The organism is Sphingomonas sanguinis NBRC 13937 (genome assembly GCF_001591005.1).
Lineage (GTDB): Bacteria > Pseudomonadota > Alphaproteobacteria > Sphingomonadales > Sphingomonadaceae > Sphingomonas > Sphingomonas sanguinis.
In genome coordinates this window covers 12,406-28,411 of sequence record NZ_BCTY01000023.1, presented here as the reverse complement: position 1 = coordinate 28,411, position 16,006 = coordinate 12,406, and the positions used below count along the sequence as shown (strand labels likewise).

Below are 16,006 nucleotides of genomic sequence, written 5' to 3'. Positions count from 1 at the left end.
GAGGTGATCCCTTCGGCTTCGTTCGGACGGAGCCGAAGGTCTCACCCCCGACCTAGAATCCATCTGAAGAACCGCGGCACGACCCCGTACCGCTCCATCCAGTCATCATAGTCCCGATAGGCCGGATCGGCCGACAGATGCCGCTCCTCGGTCCGGGCGCGCCAATAGTAAATCCCGCTGACCACCCCCAGCAACAGGGTGCTGCGCGCCGCATCCACCCAGGTCCCGGTCGACAGGATCGGGATCGTGGCGATCCACCAGAAGATGTTCTTCGACAGATAGGCCGGATGCCGCGACACCGCATAAGGTCCGTGGGTCAGGATGCCCCGGTGCGTCAGGTTGGAAAAGCGGAGGCCGAACGCCACCGTCGACCAGGCATAGATGGCGGTCAGCCCCACCAGCACCGCTCCGATCCCTGCCAGGATGACCGGATGCCCTGCGAACCAATAGCTCCACTCCGCCGTCCCTGGCCGGTAGTTGAGCGGGCCGTTGTCTCCCATCAGGATCGTCGGCGGATAACAGATCAGCGCCGCCGCCCATGCTGCCGCGTAAGGGTTCGCCGAGCGGATATGCGCATCGAGCGGCCGCAGGGTCAGCATATAGCCGACCGTCGCAAAGGCCACGTCGATCAGAAACATCAGCGTGATCAGCCAGTTGGCCAGCGCGACCGGATCGTGCAGCACCACCGACAGGTCACCACGCACGAACGCCCCGAACCCGCCGGGCACCACCCCCAGCATGAAGGGCAGGAAGAACGCCTTCACCGCCCAGGCGCGCAGGTGCGCATAGATCGCCTCGGCCTCGACACCCTTCTGCCCGGTCAGCCAAGCGCCCAGCATCCAGGCGCCATCGCGAGGCTCGACCAGCCGCTGGTCGAGCCAGATCACATAGGGAATGGAGAGCAGGAACAATAAGGGCGCGACCCAGCCCAGGCACTGCATCGCGAACAGGAAAATGCCCTGCCAATAGAATCGCCCGGTCGCGAAGATCAGCGCGATCCCGGCAAAGGTCGCCCAATACCCCGCCAGCTTGGTCAGGCTGATGTCCAGCGTCTCATGCGCGGGCCGGGGATGGGCCCAATCGATGCCGGTCGAGGCATGGCGATGCACCTTGTCGACCAGGATCGACCAGAGCAGCATCGGCACCCCGGCGCACAGTAGATGGACCAGCGCGGCATAGGGCCCGTCGAGATGCCGCCACCACGCAAAGGCGATCCAGCTGAGCGATCCCATGATCCCGACCAGCCCGACGCCGTGACTGACGGCAGAGGCGGGGCGCGGCGGGCGCGGGGAGCGAGGCGGAAGATCGGCCATGGAATGCGAGGCCTTAGCCTATTTCGGTAAGCAAGGCGTTAGGGTGCCGCTCTTCCTCCCCTGCAAGGGGAGGTGGCGCGCGGAGCGCGTCGGAGGGGTATCCCCCTCTCGATAGCGCGACACCCCTCCGTCAGGGCTGGCGCCCTGCCACCTCCCCTTGGAGGGGAGGAAAGGCGTGGTCACTCTGCGTCTGCCGCCAGAATCGTCTGAATCTCGTCTTCACTGATCCCGAAGGCAGCGGCCAGTCCGCCCAGCGACGCGCCGCGCTTGGCGAGTTCGCGAATCCGTCCCTCATCGACCAGCGTGGCATAGCCGCGCGTATCGCGCTGTTCGCGCACCACGTCCTTGCGGCCCGAGGTGCGGTGGCGCTTGGCGGCGGCGGCATGGGGGTCCTTGGCGGCGGCGGCCATCTCGGCGTCGCGGCGGGCGGCGCGTTCGGCCTCGCGCGCGGCGATGTCGCGCTCGCGATTGGCGGCGCGCGCTTCCAGGCGGCTGGCCATCAGTGATTCGCGCTCGCTGGCCCGGGCTTCGCGCGCCTTGGCGCGGGCGGCGGCGCGGTCCTCCAGGCTGTCATTGGTGCGGATGCGCAAACCGCCCTTGGCGGGCGTCACGCCCCAGCTGTCGTCGACCAATTCCGCCTCCCATCCGCTGCGAAAGCGGCCGTCTATAGCGACGGGGCCGGTCGCCACCAGAGGGATTGATCGCGTGGCCGAGGCAACAAGTGGACAATCCGCTGGTTATTGATCCAGACTAACCATCTGGGAGGATGCGATGAACCCGATGCTCGACCCTGACCTGATCGAATATATGGACGACCCGACGCTGCTGGCCGCCTTCACCATGGCGATGGGTGCGGCCGACCGCGACGATATCGCCGCGATCAGCGCCGAGATGGCCCGCCGCAATCTAGCCCCGCCGCCGCCCTTGGCGGGACTGGTCGGACGTGCGGAACTGCGGGTCGCCTGAGATCCCGTCCGCTTATTGGCGGATGTACCGGAAATACCACACTTCATGCCCCTGGCGCCGCGCCTTGCGTTCGTAGCGCGTCTCGGGCCAGTCGGCGGGGCGGGTGAGGAAATCCTGGGGGCTGCGCGCCTGCCAGACGAAATCGTCGCGGCCATTCATGATCATCATCGACCAGTGGCAATAGGTCGGATCGTCGGTGCCCAGGCGAAACTCACCGCCCGACTTCAGCTTGCGCGCGATGGTGTCGAGCGGGCCGTGGTTCATCATCCGCCGCTTGGCGTGGCGCGCCTTGGGCCAGGGATCGGGATGGAGCAGGTACACGCGCTCCAGGCTGGCATCGGGCAGCCGCTCGATCACTTCCAACGCGTCGCCCATGTGCAGGCGGACATTGGCGAGGTCACGGTCGCGGATATGGCCCAGCGCGCCGACCACGCCGTTCAGAAACGGCTCGCAGCCGATAAAGCCGGTGCCGGGCGTCGCCTCGGCCTGACCCGCCAGATGCTCGCCCGCGCCAAAACCGATCTCGACCTGAAGCGGGCGGTCGTCGCCAAACAGGCGCATGGCGTCGAGCGGGCCGTCCTCGGGCACGCTGAGGACGGGCAGCATATCCTCGACCAGCGCGGCCTGGCCCTGGCGCAGCTTGTGGCCCTGTCGCCGACCGTAAAGGCGGCGGATCGTCGTCGGATCGTTCATCGCCGGGCCCTTAGCGCGGGAGGGCAGGGGAGCCAAGACTGGCCTGGCTCGTTGCCTGTCGCAGATGGACGACGAACTTCCCCAATCCGATGGCCCTGAGCCCGATAGCCGCGCGCAAAAGGCCGCCGATGCCAAGGACCTGCACCGGGCGGTGCGCGAGGCGGGGGAGAGTGAACTGGATCGGCCCGCCAGTGCGCTGTTCTGGTCGGCATTGGCGGCCGGCGTTGCGATCCACAGCTCGCTGATCGCGGAGGGCGCGCTGCACGCCGCCTTGCCGGACGCGCCGTGGCGCAGCCTGATCGCGGCGCTGGGCTATCCGGTCGGCTTTCTGGTCGTCATCCTCGGGCGGATGCAGCTGTTCACCGAAAGCACCATCACCGCGATGCTGCCGCTGGTGACGAAGCCGTCGCGCTGGGCGTTGCAGCGCACCGTGCGGCTATGGGTCATCGTGCTGGTCGCCAACCTGATCGGCACCGCGCTGGCGGCGGGAATGGTCGCGGGCGGGGCGCTGGGCAATGCCGAAATCCGGCATGCGATGATCGAGGTGTCGGCACGTATCCTGGAGCTGGGCGGGTGGCAGACCTTCGTGAACGCCATCCCCGCCGGGTTCCTGATCGCGGTGGTCGCCTGGATCTTGCCCAATGGCCGGACCCAAGCCTTCTGGATCATCCTGGCAATCACCTATGTCATCGCGATCGCCGGGTTCAGCCACTCCATCGTCGGGGCGGACGAGACGTTCCTGCTGCTCTTCACCGGCCGGGTGGATGCGATGCGGGCGGTGTTCGGGCTGATGCTCCCGGCGATCCTCGGCAATCTGGTCGGCGGGGCCGGGCTGTTCACGCTGCTGGCGCACGGCCAGGTCCAGGGAGAGACGCGGGCATAGCCCTATTTTGCCTGGGGCAGGGCGCTGATCCGGCGGCCCTGCACCAGCCAGGCGGTCTTCTGTCCCGTCGCCTTGTCCTCGGTCGCGACGAACAGCGGGGAGCCCATGCTGTACGAGGTGAAGACGTGGATTTCGGTGGGCGTCGGATCGAGCAGATGGTTGACCACCATGCCGACCGGCTCGGCACCCTTGGGTAGCTCCGGATTGGTCTGTGCCAGGCAGCTGACATTGAACGGCCGGGCGCTGGTGACATGCCCGTCGGGGGCGATCACCACGCGGTAATTGCCGCCCATCATATAGCTCTTGGTCGTCACTTGCGCGGTCAGCAGATAGACCGCGACCGGCCCGCCGGGGCGCATCGGCACGACCACGGTGTTGAACGGCGCGGGCGTGCAGGGTTGATAGTTGCGGGCGTGCGCGGTGTCCTTGGCGATCTCACGCGCGCGGGCGAGCAGCATCTGGTCGGGGGTCAGCGGCACCGGCTGGGCCAGCAGTTCGTGGCGCGTGACCTTGCCGCCCTTCACATCGGCGACGAAAAAGGCCTGGGCCGATATCGCCGGACCCCGGAAATAGGTGGCGCGCAGCACGCCGCCGCCCAGCGGTTCGATGACATAGCCACCGGCACCGGTTAGCTGGTCCTTGGGGACGACTTCCATCAGCGCATCGGTGCTGACCCAGGCGGCCTTGTCGAAGGCGAAGATCGTCGCACCGGTATTGCCGATGGCCTCCAGCGTGCGCGTATCGGCGGATACCGCTTCCGGCACCGGCGCGCCCGCCCCTCCCGCTTGCAGGATCGCCGTCGCTGCCCAGAGCATCCATGCCGTCATCGTGATTCTCCCCTCTCCCCAGGGAGCAGGGTGCCAAGCCGATGCGACGGGAGCAAGTCACCGGACACGCAAACGCCCGTGCGAAGAGGTCTCCGCACGGGCGCTCAGCCGGTCAACGCTGTCGCGCAGACTTAGGCGACGGCGGCCTTGATCTGGTCGACCAGGTCGGTCTTTTCCCAGGTGAACAGCGCGCCTTCGGCTTCACGGCCGAAGTGGCCGTACGCTGCGGTCTTGGAATAGATCGGCGCATTCAGCTTCAGATGCTCGCGAATGCCCTTGGGCGTCAGGCGAACCAGCTTGGGCAGCGCGGCCTCCAGCTTGGCCTCGTCCACGGTGCCGGTGCCGTGCAGGTCGACATAGACCGACAGCGGCTCGGCGACGCCGATCGCGTAGGACAGCTGGATGGTGCAGCGCTTGGCCAGACCCGCCGCGACGACGTTCTTGGCGAGGTAGCGCGCGACGTACGCCGCCGAACGGTCGACCTTGGTCGGGTCCTTGCCGCTGAAGGCGCCGCCGCCGTGCGGGGCCGCGCCGCCATACGTGTCGACGATGATCTTGCGACCGGTCAGGCCAGCGTCACCGTCCGGGCCGCCGATTTCGAACAGGCCGGTCGGGTTGACGTAAATCTGCTTGTCTTCCGGCAGCCAGCCCTCGGGCAGGATGTCGGTCAGCACCGACGTCACATAGTCGCGAAGCTTGGCCTGGCCTGCCTCGTTCGACAGTTCGGCCGAGTGCTGGGTCGACACGACGATCGCGGTCGCGCGGACCGGCACGCCGTTCTCATACTGCAGCGTGACCTGGCTCTTGGCGTCGGGCTCCAGAAAAGGGGCCGCGCCGGAATGGCGGTCGGCCGCCATCTTTTCCAGGATCTTGTGGCTGTAATAGAGGGTGGCGGGCATCAGGCCGGGCGTCTCGTCGGTCGCATAACCGAACATGATGCCCTGGTCACCCGCGCCTTCGTCCTTGTTACCGCTCTCGTCCACGCCCATCGCGATGTGCGCCGACTGGGCGTGCAGGTTGTTCGAGAAGTCGAAGGTCTGCCAGTGGAAGCCCGACTGCTCGTAACCGATCCGCTTGACGGTATCGCGCACGGTCCGCTCGATCTCTTCCAGCGCGCCCTCGGCCCACTGGTCGTTCTCGAACACGCCCTTGCAGCGGATTTCGCCCGCCAGCACGACCTTGTTGGTGGTGGTCAGGGTCTCGCACGCGATGCGCGCTTCCGAATCCTTGGACAGGAACAGGTCGACGATCGAGTCGCTGATCTGGTCTGCGACCTTGTCGGGGTGACCTTCGGAAACCGATTCCGAGGTAAAGATGTACGAGTTCCGCATTCCCGTCCTCATAAGGATATAAAGATAGCTTTATATCGGTCCTAGCGGGCGCGACGCCGTATGGCAACGCCGATCGCGGCCAGGCCTGCGGCAATGGCCAGCGCCATCATGTTGCCGATCCGCGAGAAGAGCGTCGGCGGTAGGGCGGCGGGCAGGTGGGCTTGGGCGGCACCCGCCGTCTCGTGCGGGACGGTCGCGATCAGGCGGCCATCGGCGGCGATGATCGCGGAGATGCCGGTCGGCGTGGCGCGAATGATCGGCAGCCCCTCCTCGATCGCGCGCATCCGCGCCTGCGCCAGATGCTGTGGCGGGCCCCAGCGGCCGAACCAGGCATCGTTGGAGGGATTGAACAGCAGCCGCGGACGATGCGCTTCATCGACCACCTGGCCTGAGAAAATGATCTCGTAGCAGAGTTGCACGCCAACCGGGCCGAAGCCCGGTATGCGCAGATTGCGCGGGCCGGGGCCGGGGGTGAAGTCCATGTCGCCGGGGACCAGCCGGGCCAGGCCCAGCGGCTTGAGCAGCCAGGGCATGGGCAGATATTCGCCATAGGGCACCAGATGCGCCTTGTCGTAGCGACCGGTGATCCGTCCGTTCGGCGCGATGGCGAAGACACTGTTGGTCGCGCTCGACACCCGATTGCGATCGGGCGAAAAGAGCAGCGCGGTGCCGCCGACCAGCGCGGTGTCGCGCGGGCCCAAGGCATTGGCGATCTGGCGCCGGGTCCAGAAGGGCGGGGCATAGTTGAAGCCCATATAGGCCCAGTCGGGATAGCCATCCTCGATCATGTCGCGCACCACGCCTTCCGGCCAGACGACCAGCCGGGGGCGCGGACCGGGGCGGCCCGACAGCGCGATCAGCCGCTGGAGCAGCAGCGGCCCGTCGCTTTCGCCGCGCTGGTCCTGGCTGACATTGGGCTGGACCACGCGGACCAGCGGCGCGTTCGGACCGGGCTCGGGCGCGCGGGTCAGCGGGGCGGACAGCGCGGCCAGACCGGTCGCGGGCACCATGACGGCGGCGAGATGCCAGTCCTTGCGCAAGCCCAGCCAGATCGCACCCGCCAGCACGACGGTCAGGCCCGACAGCGCATAGGTGCCGACAAAGGCGCTCATCCGCGCTACGCCGATGACCGGCAACCACGCGACGCCCAGCGGGTCCCAGGCGTAACCGGTGAACAGCCGCGCGCGCAGATATTCGGTCGCGATCCACGCGGCGCCGAAGATCAGCACGTAAGGAGCATCGGCCCGCCGTCCACGAAGCCGCCACGCGACGCCCGCCGCCGCCATCGGGAAGATGGCGAGGTACAGCGCCAGCCCCACCGCCGCGAAATAGCCCAGCACGGGGGGCATCTTGTCCTGAAAGTCGAAGGCGTGCTGAAACCAGTTGTTATTGACGGTGAAATGCCCGACCCCGAACATCCATCCGCGCCACAGCGCCGCGCGGATGCTGGGCGCGTCCTGCACCAGCGCCAACAAGACGATCAGTCCGACCAGCAGCAGCGGCCAGAGATCGAGCGGCGCAAAGCCACAGGCGGCAACGGCCCCGGCGACCAGGGCGATAAGAGCGGGATAGCGGGTCACGGCGCTGGCTATGGCGCGGGCCTGTGACAGGAGCAATGCGGGAGTGCGCAATCCTGCCTGGTATAGGAGGTGGCAGCGCAGGTCGCCCTGTGCCGCACGCCCCCTCCACCAGCCTGCGGCTAGGCCACCTGGTGCCGGGGAGGAAAGGGTGGCAAAACCGAGTGCGTCACCCTAGCTTCCTTTTATGACCCTGCGTCCCTTCCACCTCGCCTTCCCGGTCCACGATCTGGCCGCCGCCCGCCACTTTTACGGCTCCGTGCTGGGATGCTCGGAGGGAAGGTCGAGCGATCACTGGGTCGACTTCGACCTGTTCGGTCATCAGATCGTCGCGCATCTCGATCCCGCTGCAAAGCCGGTCGCGGTCGAGAATGCGGTCGATGGCCATCAGGTGCCCGTGCCGCATTTCGGCGTCGTGCTGACCATGGCCGACTGGCAGGCTCTGGCCGCGCGGGTCGAGGCGGCGGGCTTGCCGTTCGGCATCGCACCCCATGTCCGGTTCAAGGGCCAGCCGGGCGAGCAGGCGACGATGTTCTTCCGCGATCCCAGCGGCAATGCGCTGGAGTTCAAGGCCTTTGCCGACGACACGATGCTCTTTGCCACGGAGATGAGCGCATGAGCGCCCCCATTTCGCTCGATATCCCGCACCAGCTCGGCAAGGAGGGCGTGCGCCAGCGGCTGGACGGCGGCATCGGCAAGATCGGCCGGATGATCCCCGGCGGCGCCACCGTCGAACATCGCTGGGACGGCGACACGATGCATTTCACCGTCGGCGCCATGGGCCAGTCGATCGGCGCCGAGGCGACGGTGTATGAGGACAAGGTGCACGCGGTGGTGAACCTGCCCGCTTTTCTGTCGCTCTTCTCCAGCCAGTTGGAGGCGGTCATCCGCTCGGAGGCGCCGAAATTGTTGAAGTAAAGCGGGCGGTAGTTGCTGGATCGCCAGCGTGGCGTTGTTCCACCGTCGAAGGGAGCGTCGAGATGTTTCTGGTGTTCTTGAGCCTTGCTGCCGTGGAGGCTTGGTCTCCTCCTGCTCAGGCCATTTGGACGGGTGAAAAACCCTCCATCAACGTGCAGTTGCATGGCGGCATGGTTTCGATGCGCAACAAGGCGGCGATCAAGGTCGATCTCACGGCAAAGAAGGACGGTTTGGCGGTGTCGCCCTTTCTCCAGCCGATGCGTGGCATCGCATTCGAAGTCCGGTCGATGGAGGGGCAGCCGCTGGACCCTGCCGAGCCGATGATGCCGTCTCCTCCTCCGCCGCCACTCACCGTGGACCAACTCACGCCTGTAACGAGGGCGAAACCCGTGTCAGTGGTGACCGATGAATTGTCTCGCACGATCTTTCCCGGTCCGGGGCGGTATAAGGTTCGCGCTCATCTATTTTTCTTTACGGGCAATTCGACGCCCGCCCGTTATGCGGAAATTCTGTCCGATACGATCGAAATGACGGTGAAGCCTTGAGCGTCCATTGGACAAAGCCGGGTTGGGGAAAGGCATCCGTATATGCCTTGACGCCACACCTCACTTCGCCGCGCTGACCTTCCACACCACATTGCCGACATCGTCCGCGACCAGCAGGCCGCCGCTCTTGTCGACGATCACGCCCACGGGCCGTCCCTGCGCCTCGCCCTTGGCGTTCAGGAAGCCGCTGACCACATCGATCGGCTTGGCCTTGGGCGTCGGGAAGGGGCCGGGGCCGAACGGCACGAACACCACCTTATAGCCCGAGGGCGGCTTGCGGTTCCACGAGCCATGCTCGCCGATGAAGGCGCCGTTCGCGAAACGGTCGCCCAGCTTCGTGCCGGTCGCGAAGGTCAGGCCCAGCGCCGCGACATGCGGCCCCAGCGCATAGTCCGGGCGCTTCACATATTGCTGGAGCGGAGGATTGTCAGGCTGGACCCGATTGTCGGGATAGCCGCCCCAATAATACCAGGGCCAGCCGAAATGATCGCCGAACTCGACCTGCGTCAGATAGTCGGGCGCCAGGTCCGAGCCGAGCATGTCGCGCTCGTTGACGACGGTCCACAGCTGGCCGTTGACGGGGTTAAGCGCCATGCCGGTGGGATTGCGCAGGCCCGCCGCATAGATGCGCCAGTTCTTGTCCTTCGGCCATACCTGAAGGATGGCGGCGCGGTTCTTTTCGGCGTCGAGACCGTTGTCGGCGATGTTGCTGGCCGAGCCCACCGAGACATAGAGCGTCTGTCCGTCGCCCGAGGCGATAACGTTGCGCGCCCAGTGATTGCCGCCGCCCCGCAGCGGCACCACCTTTTCCGGCGTCGCGGTGATCTTCGTCGCGCCCTGGGTATAGGGCACGCGGACCAGCGCGTCGGTGTCGGCGATGTACAGTTGTCCGTCGAACAGCACCATGCCGAAGGGCGAATTAAGTCCGGTCAGGAACGGTGTCTTCAGGTCCGCCTTGCCATCGCCATTGGTGTCGCGCAGCAGGGTGATCCGGTTCGCCGACGGCACCGCCGCACCCGCGCGGCCCAGGAAGAAATTCATCACCCGGTCGACGATCCCGGTGCTGGGCCGCGGCGGCGAGTTCGTCTCCGCCACGAGCACGTCGCCATTGGGCAGTTCGTAGAGCCAACGCGGATGATCCAGGCCGGTCGCAAAGGGCTGGATCGCCAGGCCCGGCGCGACGCTGGGCTTGGCCCCGTTCGCCCAGCCGACCGGCTTGGCGATGTCGACCGTCGGGATGACCTGCTCGCGCGGAGCCTGGATCGTTGGTTGCTTGCCCGCCACCTGGTCGACGCTCAGCCGCGCCGTGTCGGGCCAGGCCAGCCAGGCGACGACGGCGATGCCGATCAGGACGATGATGGCAATGACGATCAGGACATGTTTGCGCATGGCCTAGGGATAAGCCGTGGCGGGAGCGGGGGGAAGGGGGATGCGCAAAATTGGCTGGCGGTCCGTCACAAGTATCGTCATCATTTCGTTGGCGCGATGAAAGCTTGGGAGGGCATGGCATGCGCATGACGTCGTTTCTAAAGCTGTCCGCTTGGTCGATCTGTGTCCTGACGTTGACTAACCTGTCAGCGGTAGCGCAAAAATCTCCAGCCACGGCGCCCAAGGAGCAAAACCGTGAAATCGTCGTAGAGGCAGACCGGTTACCTCCGAGAAAGGCTCCGCCGCCGCCGGGGATTACGATCCAAAGTGACAGGCAGGTCAACCGGGTGCTTGACGAAAAGGCGCAGATGTTCGTCCGCTGCGCTCCTTTCTTTCCTCCGAAGATCTTGCGCCGCGTCATCGATGGCCAATCCAACACGCCGAAAGCCATGCTAGCGATGGACAGCTTCATTCGCGCCAATATGGCGTGCTGGCCTGATCTGCCCGCCGCTCCCACGCCACCGCCGCCTACCTTGGCCAGTTGCTGGCAGGCCTACACGGTCGCGGGCATACCCGTGTGCCGTAGCAATTACGATCGTGGCGCCATCTTGGAGGCGGCGATTATGCGCTTTGCACCGGATGCGAAACTGACGGTGCAAGATGTCGACGACCCTGCCGTGATGGCACGATTGAAAGCCAGCGAAGAGATCCGACTGCAACATGCCTATTCCGATGAGCGTGTTCGCGCTCATGTGGCCCAGTGTCTGGTGCGGTCGGAGCCCGATGAAACGACGCGTCTGGTGCATGCGCATGGCGACGCGCTGCTGCAGACCCAATATGTCTATCGCATTCTCGACCACGCCAAACATTGTCTGGGAAATCCCGAACGAGTCGAAGTCGAGCCACTATATTTCCGATATGTGCTGATCGACGCCTTTTACCGCTGGGTCGTCGCGGCTCGCCATGTCGATACACTGTTTCCGACCTGAACAATGACCTTTGGCCGCCGGTGTCACGGGGAGCGCACCGACGGCCTTTCGAGAGCGCAAGCGTTAGGGAGATTGTCTCGCGCCCTCGATCCGGGAAGCCGTACGGCCTGATGCTCGGCATAGGTCGGCGATGCCGGCCGCGCTAACGCCTTGTGTCGACCAATGTGATCGATTGCATCGCTGCTTAAATAGGAACGCGACGCCGCGCGAAAGGACGTGATGGTCCCATCTGTCGGCGCGCCTCAGCAGGGGTGTAGGGCCAACACCTCCCGAAGTGTGGGAGGGTGCCGCACGCCCGGCTCCGCTTACTCCGCCTCCGTCACTACCGCCGGATGCAGTCTCAGGCGGTGGATACGGCGCTCATCGGCCTGGGTGACCTCGATCCGCCAGCCGCTGGGGTGGTCGATACAGGTTCCGACCTCGGGCACCTGGCCTGCCAGGACGGCGGTCAGGCCGCCCAGCGTGTCGACATCGTCCTCGGCTTCTTCCAGCGACGGGTCGACGGCACGGCCGACCTCTTCCAGGCTGACGCGCGCATCGGCGTCCCACGCCCCGCCGTCGAGCGGCACGAGCAGCGCCTGCGGCGCGTCGTCATGCTCGTCCTCGATCTCACCGACGATCTCCTCGATCAGGTCCTCGATGGTGACCAGACCCTCGGTGCCCGAATATTCGTCGAGCACGACGGCCAGATGCACCCGCTTCTGGCGCATGTCGGCCAGCAGATCGAGCGCGCCGCGCGACATCGGCACATAGAGCGGATCACGGATCAGCCCGGCGATGGTGGCGGGATGTTCCGCGCCGGTCGCCAGGATGTTGAACACGTCCTTGATGTGGACCATGCCGATGATCTGGTCGAGCGTTTCGCGATAGACGGGCAGGCGGCTGTGCCCGGCCTCGGCAAAGATTTGGACCAGATGGTCGAAGGTCGTCCGCTCCTCGACCGCGATGATGTCGGCGCGGGGCACGCCCACATCCCCCGCATCACGCTCGCTGAAATGCAGCAGGTTGCGCACCATCTGCCGCTCCAGCGGGGTCAGGTCGCCCTTGGCGTCGGGGCCGGGATCGCCTTCGTGCCGGTCGATCGCCTCTTCCAACTGGTCGCGCAGCGACTCTTCCTGCTCGCCGCCGAAGATAAGGGACTTCAGCCCCTGCCAGATGCTGTTTTCGTTGGAGTCACCGTTGCCGGTGCTGCTACTCGGGCCGTCGGCCATCGGGGGGTGTCAGTCCTCGCGCACTAGATAAGGGTCGGCGATGCCGAGGCTGGCCAGCGCGTCGCGTTCAATCGCCTCCATCGCTTCGGCCTCGTCATCATTCATGTGATCATAGCCTAGCAGATGCAGCACGCCGTGCACCAGCAGATGAGTCGCATGGGTTTCGGGCGAAATCCCGCGCTCGGACGCTTCGGCAAGACAGACGCCGTGGGCCAGCACGATATCGCCCAGCAGCACCTCGCCATCGTCAGAGTTCTGCGTCACCGTCTCGATCAGGTCGGGCTGGACCATCGGGAAGGACAGGACGTTGGTCGACTTGTCCTTCTGCCGATACTGACGGTTGAGGGCGTGGACCTCATCGTCGCTGGTCAGCCGGACCGAAATCTCGATCAGCGCAGGCGTGGTGAGCAGCGGCCCGTGCGGCGTCCGCTCGATCGCGGCACGGGCGGCGCGGGTGGCGAGCGCCTCCCAGCTTTCCTCGTCCCCGGACCAGGGCTCTTCATGGATCAGCGCAATCTCGATCATCGGAGCCTTTCGGGGTGATGGGGGCGGACGAGGTGAAAATCGCCGCCCCCTAACAACAGTTCCATCGTTACGCCATCGAAAGCAGGTGTGGGCGAAAGCAGGATCAGGCGTTAGGCCCTTCATAGGCATCGACGATCCGGCCCACGATCGGGTGGCGAACCACGTCGGCGGCGGTGAAGCGGCTCATCGCGATGCCCTCGACACCCTCCAGACGTCGCACGGCATCGGCCAGTCCCGAGGCCGCGACGCCGCCGGGAAGATCGACCTGGTTCGGGTCGCCGCAAATGACCATGCGGCTGTTCTGGCCGAAGCGGGTCAGGAACATCTTCATCTGCGCCGGCGTGGTGTTCTGTGCTTCGTCGAGGATGACGAAGGCATCGGCCAGCGTCCGGCCGCGCATGAAGGCGATCGGCGCGATCTCGATCTCGCCGCTGGCGATCCGCCGCTCGACCTGCTCGGCGGGCAGGCAGTCGTGCAGCGCATCGTAGAGCGGGCGAAGATAGGGATCGACCTTCTCCTTCATGTCGCCGGGCAGGAAGCCCAGCTTCTCACCCGCCTCGACCGCCGGGCGCGACAGGATCAGCCGCTGGACCGATCCGGTGATCAGCTGCGCCACCGCCTGCGCGACCGCGACATAGGTCTTGCCGGTGCCCGCCGGGCCGAGCGCGAAGATCATGTCGTGGGACACGAGCTCCTTCATGTAATGCGCCTGGGCCGGGGTGCGCGGCACGATCGTCTTCTTGCGCGTGCGGATCATGACCGACGGGGTCGAGCTGCGCTCGGCACTCAGGATGCCGTCGAGCGTCGGTTCGGACGCCATCGCGATCGCGGCGTCGACCAAGCCGGTATCGATCTCCTCGCCGCGCTGGATACGGGCATAGAGATCGTTCAGCACGTCGCGGGCCAGCGCGACCTGCTCGGCGGTTCCCTCCAGCCCGACACGGTTGCCGCGTGCGGTGATGTAGACGCCCAGTCGATTTTCCAATGCGACCAGATTGCGGTCATATTGGCCGAACAGCTGCGCCAGCACTTGCGGCTTGTCGAAGCTGAGTTCCGCCCGGCTGCGTTCACCGGCCTGGGCGGGGAGGGGCTTGCGGCTCATGCGGTCCTTTCACCGTCTGTGGTCACCACCAAGATGGGGGCGACAGGACCGGAACGCCAGCGAAATTGCGTGACATGGGTGTGACGGGATGAGGCTTTTTTGCGCGCAGAGGCGCAGAGGGCGCGGAGAAGAAGAGCCCTCGGTTTCAGTCGGGAGACATTCTGCTGCCCCTGCGTCCTCTGCGCCTCTGCGCGATTAAGAAGATTTGTTCGCGCGAAGACGCGAAGACGCGGAGGCGCGGAGAGGGTTTATCCAGCCGCGATCTTGGCCTGTTTGCTTCAGGCATACCGTCATGGGTCTCCCGGCCGCGAAGGCCGGATGAACCATCGGCAGGCCAGACATCTCCGCGCCTCCGCGTGAACAAAATCGCGGAAGTGCGGGCGTAGGCTTCGACCTCGCTCAGCCCGAACGGTGTTCGGGTTACGCCGCCGCCTTCACCTTCGCCTGCCCGGTCAACGAGTTCGGCCCGGCCGCGACCAGCTCGACTTCGACGAGATCGCCAATCTGGTGGTCGCCGATCAGGTGGACCGACTGGAGCCAGGGCGACTTGCCGAGCATCTGGCCGGGCAGCTTGCCACGCCGCTCCAGCAGGATGGTGCAGGTCCGCCCGACGCTGGCCAGGTTGAACGCATGCTGGTCGCGGTTGAGCGCGGCCTGGAGCCGCTGGAGCCGGTCGTCCATCACCTCGGCCGGAACCTGATCCGCCATCGTCGCGGCGGGGGTCCCGGGGCGGGGCGAGTATTTGAAGCTGAACGCCTGGGCATGGCCCATCGCGTCGACCAGACTCAGCGTGTCGGCGAAGTCCGCTTCGGTCTCGCCGGGGAAGCCGACGATGAAGTCGCCTGACAGCGCGATGTCAGGGCGCGCCGCGCGCACCCGGTCCATCACCCGCATATAGCTGTCGCGCGTATGTTGGCGGTTCATCGCCTTCAGGATGCGGTCGCTGCCCGACTGCACCGGCAGGTGCAGGAAGGGCATCAGGCTTTCGACATCGCGGTGCGCGTCGATCAGCCCCTGCGTCATGTCGTTGGGGTGGCTGGTGGTATAGCGGATGCGGTGCAGCCCCGGAATGCGGTCCATCTCGCGGATCAGCCCGTGCAGGCCGCGATCGTCCGCATCGTTCCACGCGTTGACGTTCTGACCCAGCAGCGTGATCTCGCGCGCGCCCGCATCGACCAGCGACCGCGCCTCGTCCATGATCGCCGCATAGGACCGGCTGACCTCGGCCCCGCGCGTATAGGGCACGACGCAATAGGTGCAGAATTTGTCGCAGCCTTCCTGCACGGTCAGGAAGGCCGACGGGTTCACCTTGCGGCGGCCGGGCAGATGGCCGAACTTGGATTCGACGGGCATGTCGGTGTCGAGCGCGGCCTCGCCCGCCGCGGCCTTGGCGACCAGCTCGGGCAGATTGTGATAGGCCTGCGGGCCGACGACCACATCGACCTTGGCGCGGCGGACGATCTCCGCCCCCTCGGCCTGGGCCACGCAGCCCGCGACGGCGATCATCGGCTTGCGGCCCTGCTCGCCCGCATCTTTCCGCAGACGACCGATCTCCGAATAGACCCGCTCGGTCGCGCGCTCACGGATATGGCAGGTGTTGAGGACGATCAGATCGGCGGCGCTGGCATCGTCGGTCGTGGACAGGCCTTGCGCGGCCATCAATTCGGCCATGCGCTCGCCGTCATAGACGTTCATCTGACAGCCGAAGGACTTGACGTGAAAGGTCTTGGGGGATGCGGGCATCCGCGCCCCTTATCG

General features: G+C 66.0%; 17 protein-coding genes. 6 read left to right on the top strand and 11 right to left on the bottom strand.

The genetic code is table 11. The features are described 5' to 3' along the window. Window positions 1–41 precede the first annotated feature (41 nt). Both SSA01S_RS10960 and SSA01S_RS10955 read right to left on the bottom strand, forming a co-directional pair. Window positions 42–1,313, bottom strand: coding sequence for a methyltransferase family protein (locus tag SSA01S_RS10960; protein ID WP_244885663.1), 1,272 nt, complete (start codon window positions 1,311–1,313; stop codon window positions 42–44). A gap of 179 nt (window positions 1,314–1,492) precedes the next feature. Further along, window positions 1,493–2,002 carry a hypothetical protein gene (locus SSA01S_RS10955; protein ID WP_244885662.1) on the bottom strand — a complete coding sequence of 170 codons (510 nt, stop codon included), beginning with the start codon at window positions 2,000–2,002 and terminating at the stop codon, window positions 1,493–1,495. An 82-nt stretch (window positions 2,003–2,084) separates the two neighbouring features. Between SSA01S_RS10955 and SSA01S_RS10950 the strand changes: the two genes are divergently transcribed. Next, a complete protein-coding gene (locus SSA01S_RS10950; protein WP_061780388.1) occupies window positions 2,085–2,279 on the top strand; it encodes a hypothetical protein in 195 nt (64 codons plus the stop codon). Between the two features lie 12 nt (window positions 2,280–2,291). Here the strand turns inward: SSA01S_RS10950 and trmB are convergent, their stop codons facing one another. Continuing rightward, the gene (gene trmB, locus SSA01S_RS10945) at window positions 2,292–2,972 is read right to left on the bottom strand and encodes a tRNA (guanosine(46)-N7)-methyltransferase TrmB (RefSeq protein WP_061780387.1); all 681 of its coding nucleotides are present in this window, start codon (window positions 2,970–2,972) and stop codon (window positions 2,292–2,294) included. Between the two features lie 64 nt (window positions 2,973–3,036). On the opposite strand from trmB, the gene SSA01S_RS10940 reads away from it, so the two are divergent. Further along, complete coding sequence (locus tag SSA01S_RS10940; RefSeq protein ID WP_061780386.1) at window positions 3,037–3,855, top strand: formate/nitrite transporter family protein; 819 nt, start codon at window positions 3,037–3,039, stop codon at window positions 3,853–3,855. A gap of 2 nt (window positions 3,856–3,857) precedes the next feature. On the opposite strand, the gene SSA01S_RS10935 is transcribed toward SSA01S_RS10940, so the two are convergent. From SSA01S_RS10935 to lnt, 3 genes are all read right to left on the bottom strand, one after another. Next, the gene (locus SSA01S_RS10935; RefSeq protein ID WP_061780385.1) at window positions 3,858–4,682 is read right to left on the bottom strand and encodes a hypothetical protein; all 825 of its coding nucleotides are present in this window, start codon (window positions 4,680–4,682) and stop codon (window positions 3,858–3,860) included. A 131-nt stretch (window positions 4,683–4,813) separates the two neighbouring features. Beyond that, window positions 4,814–6,013, bottom strand: coding sequence for a methionine adenosyltransferase (gene metK / locus SSA01S_RS10930; RefSeq protein ID WP_058733990.1), 1,200 nt, complete (start codon window positions 6,011–6,013; stop codon window positions 4,814–4,816). A gap of 41 nt (window positions 6,014–6,054) precedes the next feature. Beyond that, window positions 6,055–7,593 carry an apolipoprotein N-acyltransferase gene (lnt, locus tag SSA01S_RS10925; RefSeq protein WP_061780384.1) on the bottom strand — a complete coding sequence of 513 codons (1,539 nt, stop codon included), beginning with the start codon at window positions 7,591–7,593 and terminating at the stop codon, window positions 6,055–6,057. A 184-nt stretch (window positions 7,594–7,777) separates the two neighbouring features. On the opposite strand from lnt, the gene SSA01S_RS10920 reads away from it, so the two are divergent. The 3 genes from SSA01S_RS10920 (at window position 7,778) to SSA01S_RS10910 (ending at window position 9,053) form a co-directional block, all read left to right on the top strand. Beyond that, on the top strand, window positions 7,778–8,209 hold the full coding sequence (locus SSA01S_RS10920) for a VOC family protein (RefSeq protein ID WP_061780383.1): 432 nt from the start codon (window positions 7,778–7,780) through the stop codon (window positions 8,207–8,209). Further along, on the top strand, window positions 8,206–8,508 hold the full coding sequence (locus SSA01S_RS10915) for a polyhydroxyalkanoic acid system family protein (protein WP_042489584.1): 303 nt from the start codon (window positions 8,206–8,208) through the stop codon (window positions 8,506–8,508). The genes SSA01S_RS10920 and SSA01S_RS10915 overlap by 4 nt, the downstream gene beginning before the upstream one ends. A gap of 62 nt (window positions 8,509–8,570) precedes the next feature. Then, window positions 8,571–9,053: a hypothetical protein gene (locus tag SSA01S_RS10910; protein ID WP_156477754.1), complete on the top strand. Its 483-nt coding sequence runs from the start codon at window positions 8,571–8,573 to the stop codon at window positions 9,051–9,053. Window positions 9,054–9,113: 60 nt separating this feature from the next. Here SSA01S_RS10910 and SSA01S_RS10905 read toward each other — a convergent pair whose 3' ends face one another. Further along, window positions 9,114–10,442 carry a PQQ-dependent sugar dehydrogenase gene (locus tag SSA01S_RS10905; protein WP_061780381.1) on the bottom strand — a complete coding sequence of 443 codons (1,329 nt, stop codon included), beginning with the start codon at window positions 10,440–10,442 and terminating at the stop codon, window positions 9,114–9,116. Window positions 10,443–10,561: 119 nt separating this feature from the next. Between SSA01S_RS10905 and SSA01S_RS10900 the strand changes: the two genes are divergently transcribed. Next, the gene (locus SSA01S_RS10900; RefSeq protein ID WP_156477753.1) at window positions 10,562–11,410 is read left to right on the top strand and encodes a hypothetical protein; all 849 of its coding nucleotides are present in this window, start codon (window positions 10,562–10,564) and stop codon (window positions 11,408–11,410) included. A gap of 305 nt (window positions 11,411–11,715) precedes the next feature. On the opposite strand, the gene SSA01S_RS10895 is transcribed toward SSA01S_RS10900, so the two are convergent. From SSA01S_RS10895 to miaB, 4 genes are all read right to left on the bottom strand, one after another. Then, window positions 11,716–12,621 (bottom strand): hemolysin family protein, encoded by a 906-nt coding sequence (locus SSA01S_RS10895; protein ID WP_061780379.1) that lies wholly within the window; start codon window positions 12,619–12,621, stop codon window positions 11,716–11,718. A gap of 9 nt (window positions 12,622–12,630) precedes the next feature. After that, window positions 12,631–13,146, bottom strand: coding sequence for an rRNA maturation RNase YbeY (gene ybeY / locus SSA01S_RS10890; protein WP_061780378.1), 516 nt, complete (start codon window positions 13,144–13,146; stop codon window positions 12,631–12,633). A 103-nt stretch (window positions 13,147–13,249) separates the two neighbouring features. Continuing rightward, complete coding sequence (locus tag SSA01S_RS10885) at window positions 13,250–14,248, bottom strand: PhoH family protein (protein ID WP_061780377.1); 999 nt, start codon at window positions 14,246–14,248, stop codon at window positions 13,250–13,252. 420 nt (window positions 14,249–14,668) lie between these two features. Continuing rightward, window positions 14,669–15,991 (bottom strand): tRNA (N6-isopentenyl adenosine(37)-C2)-methylthiotransferase MiaB, encoded by a 1,323-nt coding sequence (gene miaB, locus SSA01S_RS10880; protein WP_082795043.1) that lies wholly within the window; start codon window positions 15,989–15,991, stop codon window positions 14,669–14,671. Window positions 15,992–16,006: the final 15 nt, after the last annotated feature.